Source organism: Micromonospora sp. NBRC 101691, assembly GCF_030269285.1.
In the GTDB taxonomy this organism is placed as follows: domain Bacteria; phylum Actinomycetota; class Actinomycetes; order Mycobacteriales; family Micromonosporaceae; genus Micromonospora; species Micromonospora echinospora.
Map to the genome: position 1 here is coordinate 399,411 of NZ_BSTB01000002.1, position 22,541 is coordinate 421,951.

At 70.9% G+C, this 22,541-nt stretch carries 24 protein-coding genes, 1 tRNA gene and 1 pseudogene; 12 read left to right on the plus strand and 14 right to left on the minus strand.

All coding sequences use genetic code 11. The features are described from left to right. Window positions 1-63: 63 nt before the first annotated feature. The 3 genes from QSK20_RS05810 to QSK20_RS05820 all read right to left on the minus strand — a co-directional run bounded on the left by QSK20_RS05810 (window position 64) and on the right by QSK20_RS05820 (window position 1,735). Entirely contained in the window at window positions 64-249 is a 186-nt protein-coding gene (locus QSK20_RS05810) for a DUF4236 domain-containing protein (protein ID WP_088985195.1), read from the minus strand. Window positions 250-393: 144 nt separating this feature from the next. Beyond that, complete coding sequence (locus tag QSK20_RS05815; protein WP_088979961.1) at window positions 394-849, minus strand: RrF2 family transcriptional regulator; 456 nt, start codon at window positions 847-849, stop codon at window positions 394-396. A gap of 7 nt (window positions 850-856) precedes the next feature. Then, window positions 857-1,735 carry a helix-turn-helix transcriptional regulator gene (locus QSK20_RS05820; RefSeq protein WP_285787499.1) on the minus strand — a complete coding sequence of 293 codons (879 nt, stop codon included), beginning with the start codon at window positions 1,733-1,735 and terminating at the stop codon, window positions 857-859. 157 nt (window positions 1,736-1,892) lie between these two features. Here QSK20_RS05820 and QSK20_RS05825 point away from each other — a divergent pair, with 157 nt between their 5' ends. Next, window positions 1,893-2,669, plus strand: coding sequence for a glucose 1-dehydrogenase (locus QSK20_RS05825; RefSeq protein WP_285787500.1), 777 nt, complete (start codon window positions 1,893-1,895; stop codon window positions 2,667-2,669). Window positions 2,670-2,765: 96 nt separating this feature from the next. Here the strand turns inward: QSK20_RS05825 and QSK20_RS05830 are convergent, their stop codons facing one another. Further along, a complete protein-coding gene (locus QSK20_RS05830) occupies window positions 2,766-3,197 on the minus strand; it encodes an SsgA family sporulation/cell division regulator (RefSeq protein ID WP_007457244.1) in 432 nt (143 codons plus the stop codon). 271 nt (window positions 3,198-3,468) lie between these two features. On the opposite strand from QSK20_RS05830, the gene QSK20_RS05835 reads away from it, so the two are divergent. The 3 genes from QSK20_RS05835 (at window position 3,469) to QSK20_RS05845 (ending at window position 4,597) form a co-directional block, all read left to right on the plus strand. Beyond that, entirely contained in the window at window positions 3,469-4,035 is a 567-nt protein-coding gene (locus tag QSK20_RS05835) for a TIGR02611 family protein (protein ID WP_416900451.1), read from the plus strand. A 50-nt stretch (window positions 4,036-4,085) separates the two neighbouring features. Next, window positions 4,086-4,157 (plus strand) — tRNA-Val (locus tag QSK20_RS05840). Window positions 4,158-4,297: 140 nt separating this feature from the next. Further along, window positions 4,298-4,597 (plus strand): hypothetical protein, encoded by a 300-nt coding sequence (locus QSK20_RS05845; protein ID WP_285787501.1) that lies wholly within the window; start codon window positions 4,298-4,300, stop codon window positions 4,595-4,597. A gap of 30 nt (window positions 4,598-4,627) precedes the next feature. Here the strand turns inward: QSK20_RS05845 and QSK20_RS05850 are convergent. From QSK20_RS05850 to QSK20_RS05860, 3 genes and pseudogenes are all read right to left on the minus strand, one after another. Continuing rightward, window positions 4,628-5,277, minus strand: a pseudogene (locus QSK20_RS05850) (site-specific integrase); the annotation flags it as partial. 140 nt (window positions 5,278-5,417) lie between these two features. Beyond that, window positions 5,418-6,221 (minus strand): trypsin-like serine peptidase, encoded by an 804-nt coding sequence (locus tag QSK20_RS05855; RefSeq protein ID WP_285787502.1) that lies wholly within the window; start codon window positions 6,219-6,221, stop codon window positions 5,418-5,420. Between the two features lie 556 nt (window positions 6,222-6,777). Further along, window positions 6,778-7,158, minus strand: a complete 381-nt coding sequence (locus QSK20_RS05860; protein ID WP_285787503.1) for an ester cyclase — start codon at window positions 7,156-7,158, stop codon at window positions 6,778-6,780. 432 nt (window positions 7,159-7,590) lie between these two features. Here QSK20_RS05860 and QSK20_RS05865 point away from each other — a divergent pair, with 432 nt between their 5' ends. The 3 genes from QSK20_RS05865 to QSK20_RS05875 all read left to right on the plus strand — a co-directional run bounded on the left by QSK20_RS05865 (window position 7,591) and on the right by QSK20_RS05875 (window position 10,617). After that, on the plus strand, window positions 7,591-8,154 hold the full coding sequence (locus QSK20_RS05865) for a dihydrofolate reductase family protein (protein ID WP_285787678.1): 564 nt from the start codon (window positions 7,591-7,593) through the stop codon (window positions 8,152-8,154). Window positions 8,155-8,391: 237 nt separating this feature from the next. Then, on the plus strand, window positions 8,392-9,105 hold the full coding sequence (locus QSK20_RS05870) for a hypothetical protein (protein ID WP_285787504.1): 714 nt from the start codon (window positions 8,392-8,394) through the stop codon (window positions 9,103-9,105). 873 nt (window positions 9,106-9,978) lie between these two features. After that, a complete protein-coding gene (locus QSK20_RS05875; protein WP_285787505.1) occupies window positions 9,979-10,617 on the plus strand; it encodes a M23 family metallopeptidase in 639 nt (212 codons plus the stop codon). A gap of 440 nt (window positions 10,618-11,057) precedes the next feature. On the opposite strand, the gene QSK20_RS05880 is transcribed toward QSK20_RS05875, so the two are convergent. Continuing rightward, entirely contained in the window at window positions 11,058-12,344 is a 1,287-nt protein-coding gene (locus QSK20_RS05880) for a serine hydrolase domain-containing protein (RefSeq protein ID WP_285787506.1), read from the minus strand. Between the two features lie 117 nt (window positions 12,345-12,461). Here QSK20_RS05880 and QSK20_RS05885 point away from each other — a divergent pair, with 117 nt between their 5' ends. Together QSK20_RS05885 and QSK20_RS05890 are read left to right on the plus strand one after the other, a co-directional pair. Further along, window positions 12,462-13,118, plus strand: a complete 657-nt coding sequence (locus QSK20_RS05885; RefSeq protein ID WP_285787507.1) for a response regulator transcription factor — start codon at window positions 12,462-12,464, stop codon at window positions 13,116-13,118. A gap of 80 nt (window positions 13,119-13,198) precedes the next feature. Beyond that, the gene (locus QSK20_RS05890; RefSeq protein ID WP_285787508.1) at window positions 13,199-14,188 is read left to right on the plus strand and encodes a sensor histidine kinase; all 990 of its coding nucleotides are present in this window, start codon (window positions 13,199-13,201) and stop codon (window positions 14,186-14,188) included. 103 nt (window positions 14,189-14,291) lie between these two features. On the opposite strand, the gene QSK20_RS05895 is transcribed toward QSK20_RS05890, so the two are convergent. The 6 genes from QSK20_RS05895 to QSK20_RS05920 all read right to left on the minus strand — a co-directional run bounded on the left by QSK20_RS05895 (window position 14,292) and on the right by QSK20_RS05920 (window position 18,574). Beyond that, the gene (locus tag QSK20_RS05895; RefSeq protein WP_285787509.1) at window positions 14,292-14,837 is read right to left on the minus strand and encodes a GrpB family protein; all 546 of its coding nucleotides are present in this window, start codon (window positions 14,835-14,837) and stop codon (window positions 14,292-14,294) included. Window positions 14,838-14,880: 43 nt separating this feature from the next. Next, a complete protein-coding gene (locus QSK20_RS05900) occupies window positions 14,881-16,116 on the minus strand; it encodes a PP2C family protein-serine/threonine phosphatase (RefSeq protein WP_285787510.1) in 1,236 nt (411 codons plus the stop codon). Between the two features lie 65 nt (window positions 16,117-16,181). Further along, complete coding sequence (locus QSK20_RS05905) at window positions 16,182-16,580, minus strand: DUF202 domain-containing protein (protein WP_285787511.1); 399 nt, start codon at window positions 16,578-16,580, stop codon at window positions 16,182-16,184. After that, window positions 16,577-16,972, minus strand: a complete 396-nt coding sequence (locus QSK20_RS05910; RefSeq protein ID WP_285787512.1) for a YidH family protein — start codon at window positions 16,970-16,972, stop codon at window positions 16,577-16,579. Before QSK20_RS05910 ends, QSK20_RS05905 begins: the two co-directional genes overlap by 4 nt. After that, complete coding sequence (locus QSK20_RS05915) at window positions 16,966-17,694, minus strand: sulfite exporter TauE/SafE family protein (RefSeq protein ID WP_285787513.1); 729 nt, start codon at window positions 17,692-17,694, stop codon at window positions 16,966-16,968. The genes QSK20_RS05910 and QSK20_RS05915 overlap by 7 nt, the downstream gene beginning before the upstream one ends. A 4-nt stretch (window positions 17,695-17,698) precedes the next feature. Further along, a complete protein-coding gene (locus QSK20_RS05920; protein WP_285787514.1) occupies window positions 17,699-18,574 on the minus strand; it encodes a hypothetical protein in 876 nt (291 codons plus the stop codon). Between the two features lie 123 nt (window positions 18,575-18,697). Between QSK20_RS05920 and QSK20_RS05925 the strand changes: the two genes are divergently transcribed. From QSK20_RS05925 to QSK20_RS05935, 3 genes are all read left to right on the plus strand, one after another. Continuing rightward, window positions 18,698-19,480 carry a DeoR/GlpR family DNA-binding transcription regulator gene (locus QSK20_RS05925; RefSeq protein ID WP_285787515.1) on the plus strand — a complete coding sequence of 261 codons (783 nt, stop codon included), beginning with the start codon at window positions 18,698-18,700 and terminating at the stop codon, window positions 19,478-19,480. Between the two features lie 360 nt (window positions 19,481-19,840). Then, window positions 19,841-21,079: a mandelate racemase/muconate lactonizing enzyme family protein gene (locus QSK20_RS05930; RefSeq protein WP_285787516.1), complete on the plus strand. Its 1,239-nt coding sequence runs from the start codon at window positions 19,841-19,843 to the stop codon at window positions 21,077-21,079. Next, a complete protein-coding gene (locus QSK20_RS05935; protein ID WP_285787517.1) occupies window positions 21,076-22,539 on the plus strand; it encodes an aldehyde dehydrogenase family protein in 1,464 nt (487 codons plus the stop codon). The genes QSK20_RS05930 and QSK20_RS05935 overlap by 4 nt, the downstream gene beginning before the upstream one ends. The last annotated feature ends 2 nt before the right edge of the window (window positions 22,540-22,541 follow it).

Genomic DNA, 22,541 nt, shown 5'->3' on the forward strand with positions numbered 1-22,541 from the left:
CGGGGTGCCGGTGGTGGTCCACCACGCACCCCGCTCGACGTCGGGAGCCTTCGGTCGTGTCCGTTACGCCCGCGACCGGGACTTGTCCTGCTTCCAGGAGAGCGGGCCGGGCAGGTCGACCCGGTGCGCCCGCGCCTTGGAGTTCCAGGACCACCGGCCGAGCCGGACGGTCCAGGAGGAGAAGCCGTTCTCGGTGAAGTTGAGGACCAGGGGACCGTACTTCTTCCGCTTGCGGAACATCAGGCCCATGTCGGGGCCTCCCTTCGTGACCAGCCGTCCGTGTTCGGTGTCGAACATGCCCGGATGGCTGTTTCCCGAAACCCGCGGTCGTTCCACCCTGGAACACAACACCGACCGGGTCGGGCGGAGCGGGTCACCGGTCGCCGGATCGCCTCAGCGTGGCTCCCAGGCCCCCGGCCGGGCGGTCAGCCGCCGCACGTGCGCCGGCAGCTTGCCGGTGGACAGGTCGGCCAGACTCACCTCGTCGACGACCTGCCGCACCGCGGCCCGGACCGCCACCCAGAGGCGGGGCAGGTTCTCCGCCGCGCCGAGGTACTCGGTCTCCTCGGGGCGCATCCCCCGTACGCCGGCCAGCGGCCCGTCCACCGCCCGCAGGATCGCCCCGACGGCGATCTCCCGGGGCGGTTGGGCCAGGGTGTAGCCGCCCTCGGCCCCACGCTGGGCCCGGACGATGCCGGCCCGGCGCAGATCCGCCAGCACGGCTTCGAGAAACTTGCGCGGCATGTCCTGCTCCGCGGCGATGGACTGGGTGGAGAGCAGCGACGGGTACGCGGCGGCCAGACTCAGCGCCGCCCGGATCGCGTAGTCGCCGCGGGCCGAGATTTGCACGATGCCATCATGCCCGGTCGGTCCAATGCGGTGGCCGGGGGCGGACGATCCGCGCCGGCACGGCCACCCGGCCACCGGTCGCCCGGAAGGCTCCCGGGCTCAGGCCGACCTCCCGGCTGAAGAAGCGTCCGAAGTTCGTCGGCTCGGGGAAACCGAGGTACCGACCGATCCGGGCGATCGGCTCGTCGGTCGCCGCGAGCAGCCGCCGGGCCTGCAACGCCACCCGTTCGTCGATGACCTGCTTGGCGCTGCGGCCGGTCATCGCCAGGCAGGCCCGGGTGAGGGTACGCACCGAGCAGCCCAGCCGGTCGGCGTAGTCCTCGACCCGGCGGGTGTACCGGTAGTGGTGCTCGACCTCCCGGCAGAGCCGCCGGAACGTGCGCGGCTCGGTCCCGCCGGTCGGGACGGTGGTCAGCGTCAGGCGCAGCAGCAGGACGGCGAGCTGGTGTCGCAGCAGGCTCTCGCCGGCCGCGCCCCGGTGCCGCCGGCAGTCCACCACGAGCTGGCTGACCTCGTTGATCACCGCCTCCTCGTCCTCGCCGACGAGCTGCGTGTGGGTCGGTACGGCGTCCGGGTCGACGTCCAGCCCGTGCAGGGCGTACGGGCTCCACCGCACCATCACCGTGTCCAGCGCGTCGGTGCGCCGTATCGCCTGACCGGGACGGATCCGGAACATGGTGCCCGGTCGGCAGGGGAACGGGCGGAAGTCGACCTCGAGGGTGCCGTGGCCGCCGGTGACCAGAACCAGGTGGTCCGAACCGATCAGCACCGGTCGCCGCCACGCCGGGTCCGCACCGAGATCACCCAGGGTGAGGGTCTGGATCCCGGTCGGGGTCGGCGCGGGAGCGGCGTCCGTGGCCGGGGCGAGCTGACCGGAAGAGACCATCACCAGCGACGGTAGCCCGCCAGGTCGCCTTCCGCATGTCGGCGGTGGCGACGTAGGGGATCGTCGCCCCTCCGGCAGGGGTCGGGGCGGCTAGGCTACCGCTCGGTAGCGCCCGGTCGGGGTCGGCGCGGGCGCGCCGACTCGCGATGGGATGGGCATGACGGATCTGTTCTCGGTCGACGGCAAGACGGTTCTGGTCACCGGAGGCTCCCGGGGCATCGGGTTGATGATCGCCCGGGGCTTCGTCCGGGCCGGAGCAGATGTGATCATCTCGTCCCGCAAGGCGGAGGTGTGCGGGCGTGTCGCCGCCGAACTGTCCGCCGAGGGCCGGTGCGTGGCGATCCCGGCCGACCTGGGAGCCGACGCCGGGGCGGAGGCCCTCGCCGCCGCCGTGCGGGAACACACCTCCCGGCTCGACGTGCTGGTGAACAACGCCGGGGCCACCTGGGGCGCGCCGCTGGAGGCGTACCCGGAGAGCGCCTTCGACAAGCTCTGGGCGGTCAACGTCAAGGCGGTGTTCCGCCTCACCACCGCGCTGCTGCCCGCGCTGCGCGCGGCGGCCGGCGCCGACGACCCGGCCCGGGTGATCAACATCGGCTCGGTGGACGGCATCCGGGTGCCGACGATGGAGGTGTACGCGTACTCGGCCACGAAGGCGGCCGTGCACATGCTGACCCGCACCCTCGCCCACCAGCTGGCCGGGGAGCACGTCACGGTCAACGCGATCGCGCCCGGCCCGTTCGAGAGCAGAATGATGGCGTTCGCCCTGGACGACCCGGCCACCCGGGCCGGCATCGAGCAGCAGATCCCGCTGGGCCGCATCGGCCGGCCCGAGGACATGGCCGGCACCGCGATCTACCTGGCCTCCCGCGCCGGGGCGTACCTGACGGGTGCGGTCATCCCGGTCGACGGCGGCCTCACGACGCACGGCTGACCACCTGGTCGGGGCGCTGCGGCGTACCCCGGGTGGTTCGGTGGCGGCGCCGCGCGGACTCGGCAGATCCGCGCGGCCCCGTCGTGGTGTGGCGGGTCAGCGACCGGCGAGCAGCCGGTTCACCGCCGTGTCGACGTCCAGGTGCTCGGCCTCCCGGCCGCGCGGGACGACGACGTAGGTGCGGCGCAGGAAGCGCACCAGCACACTGCGTGGTACCTCGAACAGGGCGTTGCCGTCGGGTGACGACAGCGCCAGCGCGACGAAGTCGCCGCGTGGGGTGGCCCAGGGCCACACCCGGACGTCGCCGATGCCGGCCGGTTCGTCGAGCCCGGTGACCAGCAGTTCGCGGGCGAACGACCAGCTCACGGCCTCGCCGCCGGCGGATTCGGCATGGAACAGGACATGGACCGCATACGGGTCAGCAGGGTCGTAGCGCAGACTGGCGCGCACCGGCAAGGCGGTGGCGTCAGGTGCGACGAGCCTTAGCGACGTCTCGACCTCTACGGTCGTCGGTCGGATGACACTCATGGACGTTCTCCCCCCGGCACCGCTGCGGAACGCGCGTGTTCCGCTTTTCCATACTCAGGCGCTCCTCATGGCTACGCTCCGCCATACGCTGACTTCACCCAGTGGTGGGAAGGGGTTCGGAAACGCCGCTAGAATGTGAAAATTCATGTACGATATCCGGTTCTGCCCAGAAACTGGTCCCGCCCGGCATCGGGTGGTTCAGTCGTCGACTTACTCCGGTAACGTCCAGTCGTCGGTAGGAGTGACGGGCCGGGGCGACACTGGGGGTGAGATGGTCGCGGAGCATTCCTCAGTGGAGGCTGCGGCCGGGCGTCGGTTGCCGGGTCGAGGGGCCGGGAAGACCGGAAAACGGGGGTACGGGGTGCCGGAAGAGGGGCGTGGCCGTGACGGGCTGCGCGGGCACGGTGCCGGCGGCACGGGAGGTGTGCGGGTCGCCGAACGCCGGGTCCGCTGGCGGCGGCTGCGGACGACGCTGGAGCTGGTCCGGGCCAACCCCACCGGCCGTATCGCACTCAAGGTCTTCATCGCCGTGGCCGGGGCCCTGGTGGTCGCCATCGGCGCGGTCCTCATTCCCCTGCCCGGCCCCGGCTGGCTGCTGGTGATCGCCGGCCTCGGCATCTGGGCGGTCGAGTTCCACTGGGCCAAGCGGCTGCTCGGGTTCACCCGCCGACACGTGCAACGCTGGACCAGATGGGTCACCAGCCGCTCGTGGCCGGTGCGCCTGGCCCTCGGCACGGTCGGCCTGCTCTTCGTCTGCGCGGTCGTCTGGCTCTCCCTCAAGGTCGGCCTCGGCATCGACGTCGTCGCCCGGCTGTTGCACTACCTTGCGACGAACTGACCCCGGATTCGCGGAGTCCGGACCCGATCAGGTACAGTCATGCGCGCTGAGGGCGATTAGCTCAGCGGGAGAGCGCTTCGTTCACACCGAAGAGGTCACTGGTTCGATCCCAGTATCGCCCACGCAGGTCAAAGGCCACTTCCCATCGAGGGAGGTGGCCTTTCTGCTACCCGTACAGCAGTGGAGTACAACAACGGCGGCCACTACCTCCGGGAATGCGGTGCACATGGCGGAGACGCTCAGGGTCGAGGAACTTCGCCAGGTGTGCGCACTGTTGCTGGACGCCGCGCAGGAGCGGTTCGGTGCGGAGATCGATCTGTCGTTGCTCGACGTGGACCTCTACTGGAACGTCGACCTGCGCTCCGCCTTCGAGTTGAGGGAGGACCCGGCGTCGGGTATCGACGTCGGGCAGAGCAGTGACGACGTGGCGGAACTGCGCGCGTTGCTGCGCCGTCCGGCGGGCGACGGGCCGTGGCTCTGGCACGACCTGCAACACCTGGCCGGGGCGCTGCGGCTGCTGGCCTATCTCGACCTGCCGGCCGTGAAGGCAGACGAGCGCTGAGCGCGGCGCAGGCTCGCGGTTAGTGGTACGTCAACCGTCGAGGGAATCGCCGAGGCGCTTCAGGGCGTCCCGGGTCGCCGTGTACGTGACCTGGGTGTAGATCTCCATCGTCACGGAGAACCGGGCGTGCCGCAGGATCCGCATAGCGACCCGGGGATGGACGTCCAGGTCGGCGAGGAGCGTGGCGCAGGTGCGCCATGCGTAGTGGACGGTGATCGGCCGTACGCCGGCTCGGTCGCACCGGGTCTGCCAGGAACGCTGGAAGTTGCATGGCTCGATCGGGGTGCCGTATCGGGTGGCGAACATTCGGTCAGAGCCTTGCCACGCCTTCCCGGTCGCCGACCGGGCCTCGTCGCGTTGTGCCCGGCGCAGGCGGAGCGCAGTAAGGCAGACGTCGGGCAGGGGGAGGGTGGAGTCGGACGCCTGGGTCTTGGTGTCGCGGTGCAGGAGTCGGCCGCGTAACCGTTGCAGTTGGCGACCGATGGTCAGCTCTGCGGCGTCTAGGTCGACGTCCGTCCAGTCAGGTCGAGGGCCTCGCCCTTGCGGAGGCCGGTGACGAGCACCAGGGCGTACGCGGCGTAGAGCGGGTCGGCGTCGGCGCGGGCGGACTCCAGGATCCGGCGGCCCTCGTCGCTCGACCAGAACGTGCCGCCTCGACGGCGGACGGTGGCGAGGGTGACCGACGCGACCGCTGCGGAGTCTGCCGGGTCACATCAGCACGACCATCCCGAGGCCACAGCAGGCCCTGAGCGCCCACTCGTGCTCGGCACGGGACGCTCAGGGAATTGCTCGTGGGCGGCCGTTCCTGTGCCTGGATTTGCTACGGGAGTGAGCTCCAGTACTGCATGCTGCTGATGACGTCGTATGTAAATCGGACGCCGTAGTTGAGGTTGTTACCGGCATATCCGCGGAAGATCCCCATCACCGTTCGGGGCGGCAGCGGAACGCGCGGTTTAGGGTATGTCCCACACCTGTCCGGCTCGTCGGTGGCGAAGATGGGACTGCCAGCCTGTCCGCCGTTGGAGTCGTGCTGGTAGTAGAGGAGGCGATCGGTGGCGTTACGGATGTAGTCCTTGCTTGCCCACTGTCCGGGCCGGTCCACTGGATATGCCTGATTGATCGTGCAGGCGCCGACCGGGAGTTGCAACGTGTCGAGCTTGTACCAGCCGGTCACGTTGCCAAGTGGGCAGTTGAGCTTCACCGCCGCATAGTCGTTCTCCGGGGCGTCGTTGGTGGTCCAACTGCTAGAGGTGTGCAAACTCTTTGCCATGCACGAGCCGTAGGGAGCCGTCACGCCGTCGAAACCCGGAGTGGCGACCACGTTCGTGTGCCAACTGCCGCCCGGACCCGAATGTACGCAGTGGGCGGCGGTCGCGAGAGTGTCTGGGCTGATCATGAAGCCGGTGCACCGGCCGCCGGTGAAGGTCAACAAGACAGTGGCGCTCGCGGGGAATGAGGTGGTCGGGCTCACCTGGAAACGATCGTCGGGGCTGATGATCGCGTTGGTTCCGAGTGTCGGGGCCGATGAGCCAAGACCCGTAGCGCCCACCGGTCCCGCCGGAGGCACCGTCGAACCGACCACGACGGCGGCAAGGATCATCGCCGCCCAGCTTTTCATCCGCATGGTTCTCCTCTGGGCAGTAGGAACAATTTCTGCATGCGTCCATAGTGGGTCAGGCTGCGCAGGGCTGGCACCGGGATGCAACACGAGGCATTCAGAACGAATCGTCCAGCGCTACTGCAGGCCGATCTGCTGAACCTGCCCAACACGCCGCCTGACAATGCTGCGATCGGCGGCGCCGCTGCAAAGTCCACGAACGCTGACCCCCCGGGCTGCCGCTGAAGCGCTGCTGGCTGCCGTGCAGCAGGCGGCAGGCAGCGTCGCGGCGGCCGAGGCCGGTCTCGCCATCGCGAAGGCGCAACAGGCATTGGGTGAAGCCTGCATAAGCCAGTTCGGTAACGGTCCCTGGTAAGGCCGGAGCCGCGGTAGCAGATGCCCTGTACTTGCCGGGGACGCCATCGGGTTCTCGGCCGGGCGGGGCGAGCACATCAGGATCGCCACAACGGCGACGCTTGCTCGGCGCGACGGAGTCGGTTGGGCACGAGCCTAATGACGATCACGGCGGACACCACGGGCGAGTCGGTACGCTGCCGGACCGGTCAACGGCGCGCCCGTCCCTTCATAAGGTGACGTCGGCTGGCACTCTGCCGAGCTGGCGCATCAGCCCGTACAGGTCGGTCTCTCCCCAGAACTCGGTGATTAGGCCGCCCGACAATCGGTACATCTTGAGACCCGAGATGGTCACGTCGCGGCCGGTCGCGTCGTGTCGCAGATGCTGGGTGAAGTAGACAACGACCCGGTCACCCGCGGTGAACAACTCGTGTACCTCCATGTGCGTACAGGTCAGGCCGACCTGACGCACGGCCCCTTCGACGTGGTGCCGGCCCTGGACCTGCGTCCCGGCGCCATGGATCACCACGTCGTCAGCCACTACGGCAGCCAGTTCGTCAAGGTCGCCGGACACGAACACCTGTAGATACCGCCGGACGATCTCATCCATGCACCTCATCCTGAGCGATACCGAGCCGAGCAGCCAGCCTTCCGGCCGGCCGAGACGCCGACCAACGCGGTCGACTGTGCAGGAACGATCCCGAGGGGATGCCCCGAAGCTCGGGGACCACCTTGTGGGCTCCGGATACGGGGAAGCGGGTTCGCATCCGACGGTGATCCGGAGGTCGGCCGCGACGGTTGGCCCGGCTACTACGGCACCGCCTGGTGCAACGACCCCGTGCCGGCCATCTTCTTGGTGCGGCGAGCACACGCGCGACCAGACCCGGCCCATGTGGCTCGGCGCCTGGACCGCTGCCTACCCAGCGATCGACGACTGACAGCACCGACCGGAGCGAGGGACCGCTCCATCTGATTGCGTTTCACAATCAGTCCTCCTAGGCTGGTACCGGTTGCAAGGTGCAACCGGATGGGAGGAGGAGAGATGGGCAAGCTGATCGCCACCGACATCGTGTCGCTCGACGGGTTCGTGAACGACGAGAACGGCAAGTTCGGCTGGAGTGAGCCGGTCGAGGAGGTGCACCGCTTCCTGAACGACCTGGACCGGGGCATCGGCACCCACCTGTACGGTCGCCGGCTGTACGACGTGATGTCCTACTGGGAGACCGCCCACGAGCAGCCCGGCGACCACCCCGACTACATCCTCGACTACAGCGAGATCTGGCGTTCCGCCGACAAGATCGTGTACTCGTCCACGCTGGAGGAGCCGCGCAGCGCCCGTACCCGCATCGAACGCACCTTCGACCCGAAGGCGGTCCGCGCGCTGAAGGAGTCGGCCACGCGGGACCTGGCGATCGGCGGTGCCAACCTGGCCGCCCAGGCCCACCGCGCGGGCCTGGTCGACGAGGTCTGCCTGGTCATCTGCCCGGTGATCGTCGGTGGCGGCACGCGGGCCCTTCCCGCTGGCGTCCGCCGTAACCTGACCCTGCTCGACCAGCGTACGTTCTCGAAGGGCACGATCTTCGCGCGCTACCGCGTGGACCGCTGACCCCTGCTAGACCGGGCAGCGTGCAGGTCGTGGATCAGCAGACCGGGGTGCCACTCCTGGCCGCAGCAGTGACACCAGCACCGGTTCGCCCCATGGGGTCCGCGTCGCTCCTGGGCATTGCCGTGGGGTGTGCCCGTCGGCGCGGCGGGGCTGACCGGGGGCCGGCGGATGACCGGCCGCGCGGGGAAACTCGGCTAGCATTGCCACTTTCCGAGGCGGCTGCGGAGACGAGGCGACATGCGGTGGCTCCAACGGGTGTTGGGCAAGGAGCAGGTCCAGCACGACCCGGGCCGGCAGGAGGCGTTGCTCCAGGAGGTCCGGCACCGGTTCGGCGCGCGGGTGCAGATGCGTCCCTCCGAGCAGGTCGACGCGGTCACCCGGCTGCTGGACGGTGACGATGGGCTGGTCGTGGCGGCCCGGGTCCTGCACGAGTTCGCCGAGGACGCCCACACGGACCTCCTCACCCAGGCGTACGAACTGCACCGGCACACCGGTCGCCGGCTGATCGTGGACCGTCGGAACTACCGGCCGTTGTGGAGGGAGGCCGCTCCGGCGCTGCGGTGGTCCCTCTTCGAACTGCCCTCCGGCTTCCATCCGTACGTGCAGGTGGTCGCCGCAGTCACGGTCGTCGGTGGCGGGGCGTCCCGGTACGTGCAGGCGACCGACCCGAAACCGCTGCTGTCCCACCTGTTCGAGATCCTCGACCTGACCATCGCCGGGTGGGAGTACCACCGGGTCCGGGTGGACACCGAGGCCGCCACCCTGGCGTACCGGCTGATCATGGCTGCCCGTGACATCCGGGCGGCCATGGACGAACCGCCGCCGCTTCCGCCACCGGTCCGGGAGTTGATGCGCCGGAACAACACGGTCGACGTCCTCGACCCAGCCGGCAACCGGGTGGTGGGCGGATTCAATCCGGGTGCGGAGATGCGCGCCGCCCTTCTGGCCTGAGCGGTCGACCAGCCTATGGCCTACTGACCTCCGTACGGAGATCAGTCGGAGTTGACTGTCGAGGGCGTGGGGCGGGCCCCGCAGAACGTGGCCTGGCGGCAGCAGGCGGACAAGTAACGCTGAAGGCATAGAGCCAGTCAGAGCAAGAGTCACGTCTACGGCTGCCAGTTATCGACCCAGCACCTGAGGACGGATCTGCCAGCTTCGCCTTCAATTGAGCGCGGTGAGGTCGTAGCCGTCGATCAAAAGCCGAACCACTCGATCTAGATGCTCGGCCGAATCGGCGATTCGCAGGCTCTCAAAACTCTCTCGCCCAATATCAAGAAGCGAAACGGGTCCCCTGTTGTGAACTCTGCTTAAGAAGAACGCGTGGCACCTGTAGGATGTCGGCTCGTCCTGCCGTCTGCCATTTTCAATCAGTGGGGACAGAATCGCAGTCGACCCTGAAGCAATTTGACGATAGAGGGACTGGGTGGAACTCCAGCGGGCAGATAGCCGATGGTGCTTGTTTCTTCGTTGATTCGCGCAAGCTCTTCGATGCTCGCTAGGCGAACATTGAACACGGGGTCGCTTGCCCTGATCGGCGTCTCGCCGATGTAACTGTCATCCATTGCAGGTCCCAGAACTCACTTAAATCTCTTCGATGCGTTTTGACTCGCACTCAGGTGCTGTTGGTAATCCTCTTGTTATTCGGATCGTCGGCTCGGCGCACAAGCTCGTTGATGCGGTGGTGGCCATTGATGATGGTGCCATTTTCGTTTACTCGAACCACTCCGCCATCGTGTGGATCGTTGAATAACTTCGGTCCGGCAATGGTGGCTCGCCCGCCTTCGCCGTGGAGAGTGTCTTGCCGTCTTCTGGCATCCTCGAACGGTGACCACCGGCCAACCGCCCCGACCGCGCAGCCACCGCCCCCGCCGTAGCCGCCTCCTCGTCGCCGTCCTGGCGCTCGGCGCGGTCGCGGCCCTGGTCGCGGTCGCCGTGGTGGTCGTACCGTTCCTCCGTCCGCCGGGGCCGCGACCGCTGTTCCAGCTTCCCGTGGCCTGCGGCGAGACCTGGCAGCTCGGCACCTACCCCGGACACGACGACTACGACGTGGACCTGTTCCCCATCGAGGGGGAGGCGTGGGGGAGACCGGTGCTCGCGTCCTACGGCGGCACGGTCACCGTGGCCGGCGTCAACGGGTCGCTGGGCGGCCGTACCCCGGATGATCCGGACGGGCCGCGCGGTCGGGGCGGCGGCTACTGGGTGAAGATCGACCACGGCGGCCGGTGGGAGACGCAGTACCTCCACCTGCTCGAACCGCCCCTGGTCGAGGTCGGCCAGCGGGTCGAGCAGGGCGAGCAGATCGGCAAGGTGGGCAGCACGGGCAACTCCGGTGCGCCGCACCTGCACTACGAGCAGCGCCGGGGCTGGGAGAAGGTCGAGGCCCATTTCGACGGGCAGCCGTCCGGCATCACGCACGACGACACCGAGTACACGGTCCGGCGCACCAGCAACAACTGCGTCTAGGTTCTGTCTTGCGGATCATGATCATCCATACCCACGGCACCGTCCCGTAGGCGATGCCGACCTCGGCCAGCGACATCTGCCACGCCGCCGTGGTGCCGGTCGCACCCCGACGACGTGCCAGAGCCCACACCGTCAGCGCGGCCAACGGCAGCACGGCCACCGTGATGAGTGCCACGCCTGTGAACGTGCCGACCCAGCCGTGCCACCCCTGGAGCATTCCACCTCCGCTTCCGCCCGACCGCGAAATCCACCCGGACCGCCCCTTTTTCAGGCGGCTGGTCCAGCCAGGTCTACGGCTACCACTCCGCCAAATGCCCTCATCGGTCTGGCCATCCCCCGCCTCGACGGAGCATGGCCACCACTACCAGCCCGGGCGTGAGCCCACCCACGAGTACGTCAGGAGATCCCTTTGTTTCGTGTCGGCCAGCCGTGACCACGTATCAGCCGCCGCCCGGTGGGTCGACCGGCTGGCCGGTGATGGCCTGCGTCTCCCGCCGCAGGATCTCCTGTATCGGCACGTCGTCGTAGTTGCTGAGGACGACGCCGACCCAACCGGTGTCCGGGTAGATGTTCCAGTTGGCGGTGCTGCCGCCATTGGCCCCGCCGCGGCCGAACACCCACTGGCGTCCGTCGACGAGGCGGAGCGGACCCGAGTACGCCTTGAACGACGTGGGCTCGTGACCGGGGATCTTGGCCCCGGTCAACAGTTCGACGAAGGGCCGCTCCAACACCGTGCCGTCGCGCAGCGCGTGCGCGAACCGGACCAGGTCCGGCGCAGTGGCGAACCCGTCGCCCGCGGCGTGACCGATGAAGGCGCGGCCCGGATTCCTGCCTGGCATCTGCGGGCTCGGACTGCCCTTGTCCAGGTTGCGGACGGCGTCCACCCGGCTGCCGTCGGCCAGCCGCATGTACGAGTGCGCGATGTGCTCGTCCGTGAGCCACTGCGGCCTGGTGTAGAACGCCGAACCGCTCATGCCGCAGCCGCCGAAGACGTGCTCGTGCACGTAATCCCAGAACGTCGTACCGGTCACGGCCTCCACGATCTGCGCCGCGATGGCCAGGCCGGCGCCGCCGCCGGCAAGGTGGGCCTGGTCGCCCGAACCCGGGGGAACCACCAGCGTCGCCTGCCGGGTCCACTGCTCGTAGTACGTGTGCACCTCCTCCCTGCTGTTGAAGACGCGCTGCCAGTCCGGCATCGGGGCGTCCAGCCCCGCCGTGACGGTGAGCAGGTGGTGGATGGTCACCCGCTCGGCGATCTCCGTGGCGAAGCCCGTCAGGTGGGTGCCCACCCTGTCTGACAGGCTCACCTTGCCCTGCTGCGCCAACTGCAGGACGGCCACCGCCAGGAACGGCTGGCTCGCCGAGGCGAGGTTGACCGCGACGCCCTCGTGGTTGCGAATCCCCTTCTCCTTGTCGGCCATGCCGTAGCTGCGCGACAACACCGTTCGGCCCCGGTGCGACAGCAGCACCACGCCGGAGAACCTGTCCTCGGCGGCCAGCTGCGCCACGTACCGGTCGTAGGCACCGCCGGGCCGGGTATCCGGCGGGATCCGGTGGTGCCCGGACGGCCCGGGTGCGAGGAGTGCGTCGGAGCCGGTCGGGGCCGGGGCAGCGTGGCCGGGCTCGGCACCGAGCAGCGGCACGCCGGCCGCCACGCTGGCGGCCGCCAGCCCGCCCCATCTGACCAGCCGCCGCCGGTCGACACCACGTACCGAATCCGAATTCATGATCGTGGTCCTTTCCGATAGACAAACGGACCGGTGCAGGTATATCGGCGACCGACTGTCGGCAACCGATCGCCGACCCATACGTCACCCATATGCGGTGCTGGGGATACTGGCCGGATGCGGGTGCTGCTGGTCGAGGACGAACAGCCGCTGGCCTCCTATATCGCGGCCGGGCTGCGCAAGCACGGCTGCGCCGTGGACGTGGTGCACGACGGTCAGCAGGCACTGGACAAATGCGACATCATCCCGTACGACGTGGTGGTCCTGGACCGGGACCTTCCGGTGGTGCACGGCGACACCGTGTGCCGGCTGTTGGCGCAGCGCGGCACCGCCCGCGTGCTGATGCTCACCGCGTCCGGTGCCGTGTCCGACCGGGTGGACGGGCTGGCCCTGGGCGCCGACGACTACCTGGGTAAGCCGTTCGCGTTCTCCGAGTTGGTCGCCCGGGTGCGTGCGCTGGCCCGGCGCAGCACCCCTGCCCGCCCTCCGGTACTGCGCGCGCGGGACGTCGAACTCGATCCGTCCCGGCGCACCGCCGAACGGGATGGTCGGCTGCTGTCGTTGACCCCGAAGGAGTTCGGGGTGCTGGAACGGCTGCTCGCCGCCGACGGCGCCGTGGTGAGCGCGGAGACGCTGCTGGACAAAGTGTGGGACGAGCACGCCGACCCGTTCACCAACGCCGTGCGGATCACCGTCAGCAGCCTGCGCCGCAAGCTCGGCGATCCACCACTGATCGAAACCGTGACCGGCGCCGGATACCAGATCGTCCCATGATCCGGCGACTGACCGCCCGCAGTCAGCTCACCCTGGTGTACACCGGTCTGGTACTGGCCGCCGGGTCGCTGCTCACGGCGGTGACCTACCTGCTGCTGTTTCGCAGCCTGCGACTACACATCGACGAGGCGATTTCCAAGCTGCTGACCCAGGCCGCACCGGCGCTGTTGGTCGTGACCGCGCTGGCCGGGCTGACCGGCTGGCTGGTGGCCGGGCGAATACTGCGCCCCATCCGCACGATCTCCGGCACCGCGAACCAGCTCTCCGCAGAAAACCTTTCCGAACGGATACCCGTCCGCCAGCCCACCGACGAACTCGCCACGCTGGCCGCCACCATCAACAGCATGCTCGACCGCATCCAGCACGGCATCGCCGAACGCGACCGGGTCCTCAACAGCCAGCGCCTGTTCGTCGCCAATGCCGCGCACGAACTACGCACCCCGCTCACCACCATGCGCACCGCCATCGACGTCACCCTCGACGGCGAACCCGACCGGGCCGAACTCGTCGCGATGGCCGGCGACATCGCTACCGCCGTCGAAACCAGTCAGCGCACTCTGGACGGACTCCTGGTCCTGGCCCGCAGCCAGGCCGGTCCGCCCCGCCGAACGCCCGTGGACCTGGCCGCGGTTGCCGCTGCGGCCGTTGCCGACGCCGCCGACCGGGCGGCGAACGGGGCCGTCACCCTGCAGGCCGACCTGCAGCCGGCACCGGCCAGCGGCGAGCCGGTTCTACTGGAACGGATGGCCGGCAACCTGCTGGAGAACGCACTGCGCTACAACCATGCCGGCGGACACGTCACGGTGACCTCCGGCACCGCGAAAGGGCACGCGTTCCTGCGGGTCGTCAACACCGGCCCCCCGGTCACGCCGGACGAGGAGCGACGGCTGTTCGAACCGTTCGTCCGGGGCACCGGCAACGGCAACCGCGGGGCCGGGCTCGGCCTGTCCATCGTCCGGGCGGTCGTCATCGCACACGACGGAGAGATCTTCAGTACCGCCCGGCCAACCGGTGGCATGGACATCGCCGTACAACTGCCGCCGGCCCTGGCGGCCCCTCCTTCCGTGTGACGCCACGGCGCAGCGCGTCGGTGACGGGCGGCCCTTTTGCTGTCCAGACAGGACGGCAGCCTGCATCCGGCCGCGCCGGGCTGCGGCAATGCCGTCAACGTGATCAGCCGGCGCCGACGGGCGGAGCTTCCGTCTTGTCGCGCACGCCGAGGACCTCGTTGACGAAGTCGTCCTTGTTACGCGCGTAGGCCGTGAGATCGGTGCCGTGAGCTTGCGCGAGATCGCGCTTGAGTTGCTCGTACCGGGACCGATAGTCCGCCCGGCACCGGAGCGCGTTGCGGAAGGCGATTCGTCGTCGCCAGAGCAGGGAGGCTGGCTCGGTGAGCTGAAGCTGGTAGGTGCGCTCCCACCAGTTGTCAGTCTCGGGCTTGAAGAAGTAGTGCGCTTCCTTCGGGCGGTGAACGCCGTTGCGGTAGCCGAGAGCGGTCACGACCTCGATGGCGGCTGCTGCCGCTGAGAGACCTCCTACCGGTGCCATCATGTCGATGATCGGTTTTGCTGCCAGGCCGGGAACCGATGTGGAGCCGATGTGCTCGACTGGCCCGGCCAACCATTGCGCCAGAGCGGCTTCGAGGCTGACCCGCTCCTGCTCGAACAGCATGGCCCACTGCGGATCGTATGGGCTGAGGGTGACCGGCGTGTCCTTCACGAAAGCTGCCTCTCAGTAGGAGGTAGGGGCCGGGCGATGCCCCTCATGATCCGCAAGACAGAACCTGGTCGGGCAGTCTCCGTACGGCCAGCAGGGCGATGTCGTCGGCCGGGTGTTCGGCGTCGAGGGTCGCCATCACGGTCGCGCACACGGTCTCGACGGGAGCCAGCGGGACGGCGGCCATCAGCCGGGCGACCCCGGCGTCGTACAGCTCGCCGCGCCGCTCGACCAGCCCGTCGGTGTAGGAGACCAGGACCGCGCCGGGTGTGAAGTCGAGCGTGGTGGTGTGCCGGCGCGGTTGCGGGCGTCCGATGCCGAGCGGGGGATCGATGTGCACGGGGAGCACGGCGTTCGGCTGGCCCGGCACGGCCAGGACCGGGCGGGGGTGTCCGGCCAGCGAGACGTGCAGGGTGGCGCCGTCGGGGGAGACCATCGCGTACAGCGCCGTGGTCAGGTTGCCGGCCTCGAAGTGGACCACCTTCCGGTCCAGCAGGGTCAGCGCCTCCGCCGGGTCGTCGCAGACCAGGGCGTACGCCCGCAAGGCGCTGCGGACCCGGCCCATCACCACCGCGGACTGAAGTCCGTGGCCGGACACGTCACCCACGACCATGCCCAGCCAGCCGGTGGGGAGGGTGAAGACGTCGTACCAGTCGCCGCCGACGCCGGAGGCGTGGCCCGGCACGTACCGCCCGGCCAGTTCGAGGCCCGGCACCCTGGGTAGCTCGGTGGGGATCAGGCTCCGTTGCAGCGCCAGCGCGGCGGTCTGCTCCAGGCTGCTGGCCCGGGCGGGAAGAGCCAGTCGGATCCGGTCGGCGACCAGTTCCAGCAGGCGGATGTCGTCGGCGACGAATCGGTGCGGGGTGAGAGTGCCGACGTGCAGGACGCCGAGCAGCTCGTCCCGGTTGGTGATCGGCACGCCGAGCAGGGACCGGACACCGGTGTGCAGCAGCACCGGGTTGACCACCCGGTCGGGGGTGACGTCCTCGATCACTACCGGTTGCCGGGTGAGGGCGATCCGGCCGGCGAACCCCCGGCCGACGGAGACGCGGAAGCCCTGCCGCACCTCCTCCTCCAGGCCCCTGGCCGCGGTGGCCACGAGCTGCTGGGCAGGTACGTCGAGCAGGAGGATCGCGGCGGTGTCGACCTCAAGCAGGTCGCGGACGCGGTCGAGCAGTTCGTCGAAGAGGTCGGCGGCGTCGAGGCGGGAGAGCGTGGCATCGGTTACCGCCTCGATGCGGCGCAACCGTTGCTCGTCTCCCAGGTCGTCCTCGCGAGCCATCCCCGGATCGTAGTTGCACCACCGCAACGTTCGCCCGAACGGTCACCGCGACGCGGTGCGTGACGTCACGACGTCAGGGTGGCGGCTGCGGCGGCCAGGCCGAGGAGGCAGGTGAGGGCGGCGACGGCGGCCAGCCAGCCGGGCCGGGGTCGGACCGTCGTCAGGTTCGCGGTCGCCGGGTCGTGCCGCAGCGGCACCATGCGTCCGGCGACACCGACCGCGAGGGCGCCCAGCGTCGGCACCAGCACGGCGGGATAGGCCCAACCGCCGAGCAGCGGTACGAGCAGGCGCGCGCTGACCGCGGCGGCCACCAGGAACGCCGCCGCGGTACGCCGCCAGGCGAGCATGGTGCGTTCGAGCTGGAGGCCCGGGTCGCCGCCTCCGCCCGGGTCGCGGTTCCCGCCCAGGTCGCCGCCTCCGCCCGGGGCGGGCTGCCGTGGCGTGCCGCGTTCCGGGTGGGTCACACCAGGAGGCCGATCAGGATCAGCCCGCCCGCGACGACCAGGCCCAGCCCGAGCGGCACCGCCAGCGCGGGCGGCGGCAGGCTGCGGCCGAGCCGCAGGGCCGCCTCGGTGCGGAGCCAGCCGAGGAACGCCTGGACCGGGGCGGCGGCGCCGAGCAGGATCAGGACGACGGCCGCCGCCCGGCGTAGTCCGGGCGCGATGGGCAGGGTCAGCGCCTCCAGGGCGACACCGGCGGCGAAGAGCGCCAGCGAGGTGCGGATCCAGGCCAGGAAGGTGCGTTCGTTGGCGAGGCTGAACCGGGGGTCGGGGTCGACGCCCCGGTCGAAGACCCGACCGGGCCAGCGGCGGGGTGCACCGGCCGGGGGGCGGCCGTCGTCGGTGTCGACTACCACAGTGCGGTCACTCCCTTTCCGGCGGCGACGACGCTGCCGATCAGCGCCAGGGCGACTACCCACCGCCGGGCCCGGTCCTCGGGCAGCCAGCGGGACAGGACCTGACCGGCGGCGAGGCCGGCGGCCATCGCCGCGACGCAGGACAGCAGCAGTGGCCAGGAGAGCTGCGGCGGACCCTTGGCGGCCAGCGAGAGCACGTTGGTGACCAGGCCGACGAGTTGCACGGTCGGGACGAAGCTGCGCTGTTCCCAGTTGGTGCTCAGCGCGTAGACGGCCAGGGGTGGGCCGCCGGTGCCGGCGGTGGTGTTGAAGAAGCCGGAGGTGAAGCCGGACAGCAGTGGCCCGCCCCGTCGGCGCAGGATCGGCACCGGGTTGCCGTGCGCGACCCAGGCGACGGACGCCGCGGTGACCGTGCCGACGCCGATGAGCAGCAACGGACCGGGCAACGCCGTCACCACCCACGCGCCCAGCGGGACGGCGACCAGGACGCCGACGATCATCTCGGCGGCCAGCCGGCCCCGCAGGCCGCGCAGGGTGGTGCACAGGACGGCGACGTTGATCACGGCGGAGAGCAGGTTCGCCAGCACGACGCCGGAGAACGGGCCGAGGATGATGACCAGGAAGGGCGCGGCGACCAGGGCGAAGCCGAGCCCGGTGGCGCGCTGCATGGCCGCCCCGAGGGCGACGGCCGTCACCGCGAGGACAGCGCCGAGGCCGGTCACCGGGTCAGCGGGACACCGCGTCGTCGACCACGTCGCAGAGGCGGCGCAACCGGTCCACCGAGATGGTCCGCAGGTCGTCGGCCATGGTCGGGCTGCCGACGACGGAGGCCCAGATCGCCCGGCCGGCGAGGAAACCCGAGGCGCCGGCCCCGCAGGCGAGGCGCACCGCGTCGGGGAAACGCTCGGCGGGTACGCCGGAGGAGAGCACCACCCAGGGGCCGGTGATCGCCTCGGTCAGCGTCGCGCAGCCGGTGCGGATCTCCTCGTCCGTGCCCTTCCCGGCGGTGGGGACCTCGGCCTTGTAGAGGTCGGCGCCGAGCGAACCGAGTTCCCGGGCGGCGGCGAGGATGCCCGCGTCGTGGTCGAAGGAGCCGCCGTCGCGGGGGCCCCGGGACACCGGCTCGATGATGCTGACCAGCCCGTTGTCGCGGCAGCGCCGGACGAAGTCGGTCACCAGTGAGATCCGGCCGGCGGGGTCCTCGTCGGGCCGCCAGAGGACGAGCAGCTTGAGCGCCCTGGCACCCTGGGCGCGGACGGTGGCGGGGTCGACGTCGTCGTCGATGGCGACGTCGGCGACGAACTCGGTGGCGCTGCCGGTGAAGCGGTCGGCGGCGGCGATCAGGGCGCACCCGGGGTCGACGGCGTTCGCGGCGAGGACGGCGTCCCAGGCGAACTGCCGGTCGACGAGGATCGCCGAGGCGTACGGGCTCAGCGCGCGGGCCGCCGCGACCTTGAAGTCGGTGAGCTGCCCGTCGGTCACCGGCTGGTCCTGCGTCGCGGCGAACATCGCCCGCAGGGCCTCCCGCTGGTCGACGGCGAGCATGGCGTAGCCGCCGGAGGGACGCGCCAACACGGTGGGCGACACGCTGGCCATGGTCATGGATCCTCCCCAGGATTACCAGAAGATGTTGGGAACCTACCATCGCTTGGTAACTAACGAACAGATGCTGGGGTGCTCTAAACTTCCGACGAACCCGTGGGGGCGATCGGCAGGAGGCCCGGCGTGAGCGTCGAGACGGCTCGGTACGAGGGCGCCCCCCGGCGTCGTACGCAGATCATGGCCGCGCTGCGCCGGGCGGGCTTCCTCTCCGTGGCCGAACTGAGCGCCCAGCTCGGCGTCTCGCAGATGACCGTCCGCCGGGACCTGCGCCAGCTCGCCGAGGCCAACGAGGTCACGCTCGTGCACGGTGGGGTGAGTCTGCCCCCGGGCGGTGTCGCCGGCCCCGGGTTCGCCTCCCGGGCGCAGACCCACACCCGGGCCAAGCAGGCCATCGGCGCCGCCGCCGCCCGGATGGTGCGACCCGGCGACACCATCGGCATCGACAGCGGCACCACGGCCGCCGAGGTCGCGCACGCCCTGCCGGCGGAGTTCGACGGGTGCGTGGTCACCCACTCGGTGCCCGTGCTCGGGCACATGCTGTCGCGGCCCCGGGCCCGGGTGATCGGCATCGGCGGCGAACTGCTGCACGACAACCAGGCCCTGGTCGGCTTCGGTGTCCGGGATCTGACCCGGCGGTTGCGGATCCGGACGCTGTTCCTCGGCGCCGGCGCGGTCGACGAGCGCGGGGTCTACGTGCGCTCGGAGATCGAACTCAGCGCGAAGCACGCGCTGATGGAGATCGCCGACGAGATCGTCCTGCTGGTGGACGGCAGCAAGCTCACCGCGGCCGCCCCGGTGCAGGTCTGTGGGCTCGACCGGATCGACACCCTGGTCGTCGACGCGCCGCTGCCCGAGCCGGTCGCCGGGGCGGTGCGCCGCAACGGCATCCGGGTCGTCCCCGCCTGACCCACCCACCACCCGGCCGCTGACCCGCGCGGCTCCTCCGCCCGTCGGGGGGCGGCCGCCTCACCCACCCCGGCCCACGCGGCCCCGCTGCCGTCGAGGGCGGCCCGGCGCCCGCTGGCCGCGCGGTTCGGCGATGTCGCGGCGTACGGGCGGCCGGGTCACGCCGGTTTCGCCGACCCGGAGTCGATCAACCCGGTGCCGACACGCCGCCGGAGACGGCTGTCCGGTCTGGTGCGCGGTGTCCGACCTGGTCGCCTTCGTTGCCTGATCGTGGTGACCCGGTTTGTTTCCAGCTCTTGACCGCTCGATGAACGACGGCTAGAACTGCATGCAGTTGTTCACAGGTGTGAGAGAGGACTCATGGGCTCCAGTCGAGATCTGCACCACCTCGTGGACCGGGTGGCGGTCGAGGACGTGACCGAGTCGGCCGACGGTCGCCCGGTCGAGGCCGTCGCCCCCGCCGGGGCGGCCCCGCGACTGCCCGACGCCCCCGTCGCCGAGGTGCGCTGCCGGGTGTTCCGCGCCCGCCCCGACGAGCTGATCGCGATGTCCTTCGCCCCGCTCAGCCACCGGGTGATGGTCCTGGTGGAGGTGGTCCTCGCCGACGGCTCGGTCGGCGTGGGCGAGAGCTGGGCCAACTACCCGTCCTGGGCCTGGCGGGAGCGGGTCTCCACGATCGACGAGGGGGTCGCGCCGCTGCTGGTCGGCACCCGGCCGGGCAGCCCCGAGGCGGCGCACCGCGCGCTGATGGCGAAGCTCGGCCCGCTGGGCCGCCAGTGGGGTGCCCCCGGCCCGATCCACCAGGCGGTGAGCGCCGTCGACATCGCGCTCTGGGACCTGGCCGCGCGGCACGCCGGGCGGAGCCTGGCGTCGCTGCTCACCGACCACCCCCGTGCCGAGCTGCCGGTCTACGGTTCGAGCCTCGGCCCGGAGGGCGTCGCGGAGACCGCGGCGCACTGCGCGGCGCTCGGCCTGACCGCCGTGAAGGTCAAGGTCGGCTTCGGCCGCGACCGGGACCTCGCCAACGTCCGCACCGCCCGGCGGGTCCTCGGCGACGCCACGCAGATCTTCGCCGACGCCAACCAGGCGTGGACGTTGCCGGAGGCGCTGGACACGGTCCCGGCCCTGGCCGACCTCGGCGTCGCCTGGGTCGAGGAGCCCCTCGCCGGGGACCGTCCGGCGGAACTGGACGAACTCGCCGCCCGTACCGGTATGCCCCTGGCCACCGGCGAGAACCTCTACGGCGCGGCGGCCTTCACCCCGTACCTGGCCGGCGACGGGGTGGCGATCCTCCAACCGGACCTCACCAAGGTCGGCGGCATCAGCGAGTACCTGACCGTGCTGCGGGCCGCCGAGGCGGCGGGGAAGACCGTCAACCCGCACCTCTACAACGGCGCGATCGCGACCGCCGCGACCGTGCAGGTGGCCGCGAGCAGCCCGGCGACGTCCCTCGTCGAGTGGGACGTGCGCTCCAACCCGCTGCGCCGGGCCGCCGACGCCTTCCTGACCGACCACGGCACGGTCGTCGTGCCGAACCGCCCCGGTCTCGGGATCGACCTCGATCCGGACCAGCTCGACCCGTACGAGGAGCAGCTGTGACCGACTTTTCCATCGTCGACGAGGTACTGGCGGCCCGGAGCGCGGTGCGCGTCGGGGCGGAGTCCCGCGCGTCCGGCCCGGTGCTGCCGGTGGTCGACCCGGCCACCGGGGTGGCCTTCACCGAGGTCGTCACCGGTGGTGCCGCCGAGGCCACCGCCGCGCTCGCCGCCGCCACCGCCGCGCTGCCGGCCTGGACGGCGACCCCGGTGCCGCAGCGGGCCGCCACCCTGCGGGCGATCGCCGACGACGTCGAGGCGCTCGCCGCCCGACCGGAGTGGGCGGCGCTGATCACCCGGGAGACCGGCAAGCGGCTGGCCGAGTCCACCGCCGAGCTGGGGCTGACCGTCACCTACTTCCGGGTCATGGCCGACCTGGTCGAGCGGCAGGAGGAGCAGCGGCTGACCGTGGTGCCGCAGCACGAGCACCGGGTCGCCGCCCGACCGGTCGGCGTCGCCGCCGTGCTCACCCCGTGGAACTTCCCGGTCTCCATCCCGGCCCGGAAGATCGCCCCGGCGCTCGCCGCCGGCTGCCCGGTGCTGTTCAAGCCCTCCGAGCTGACCCCGGTCTCCTCCCTGGTGCTCGCCGCCGTCTGCGAGCGGCACCTGCCCGTCGGGGTGCTCGGCACCGTGCTCGGCACCCCCGCCGACGTGGTCGACCCGTGGCTGTCCGACCCGGCCGTGCAGGCGGTCTCGTTCACCGGGTCGACCCGGGTCGGCCGGCTGGTGGCCGCCCAGGCGGCGCCGCGGTTCCTACGGACCGTCCTGGAGCTGGGCGGCTGCGCGCCGTTCGTCGTCCTGCCGGACGCCGTCCCGCAGGCCGCCGCGGCGACCCTGGTGGTGGCGAAGTACCGCAACAACGGCCAGTCCTGCATCGCCGCCAACCAGATCCTGGTGGCCCGGGAGGTCGCCGCCGACTTCACCGAGGCGTTCGTCGCGGCCACCCGCGCGCTGACCGTCGGCGACCCCCGGGACCCCGGCACCGACCTCGGGCCGCTCGCCCCGGCCGGCGACCCGGCCCGGATGGCCGAACTGGTCGCCGAGGCCGTCGGCAGGGGCGCCCGCGCGGTCACCCCGGACGCCCCGACCCCGGCCGTCGGGCACTACGCCACCCCGACCGTCCTGCTCGACGCGCCCGTGGACAGCCTCGCCATGACCAGCGAGATCTTCGGGCCGGTCGCCCCGGTGCACGTCTACGACGACCTCGACGCGGCGCTGGCGCTGCACCACGCCACCGGGTACGGGCTCGCCGGCTACGTCTGCGGCACCGACCTGGACGCGGCGCACGCCGTCGCGGCCCGGCTGCGCGCCGGCATCGTCGGCGTCAACACCGGCACCCCGAACACCCCGTGGATCCCGTTCGGCGGGCTCGGCGACTCCGGCCTCGGCTACGAGGGCGGCCGACCCGGGCTGGAGGCGTTCCAGACCTTCCTCAGCGTCGCGTCCCGCCCGGCGGGGGCCTGACC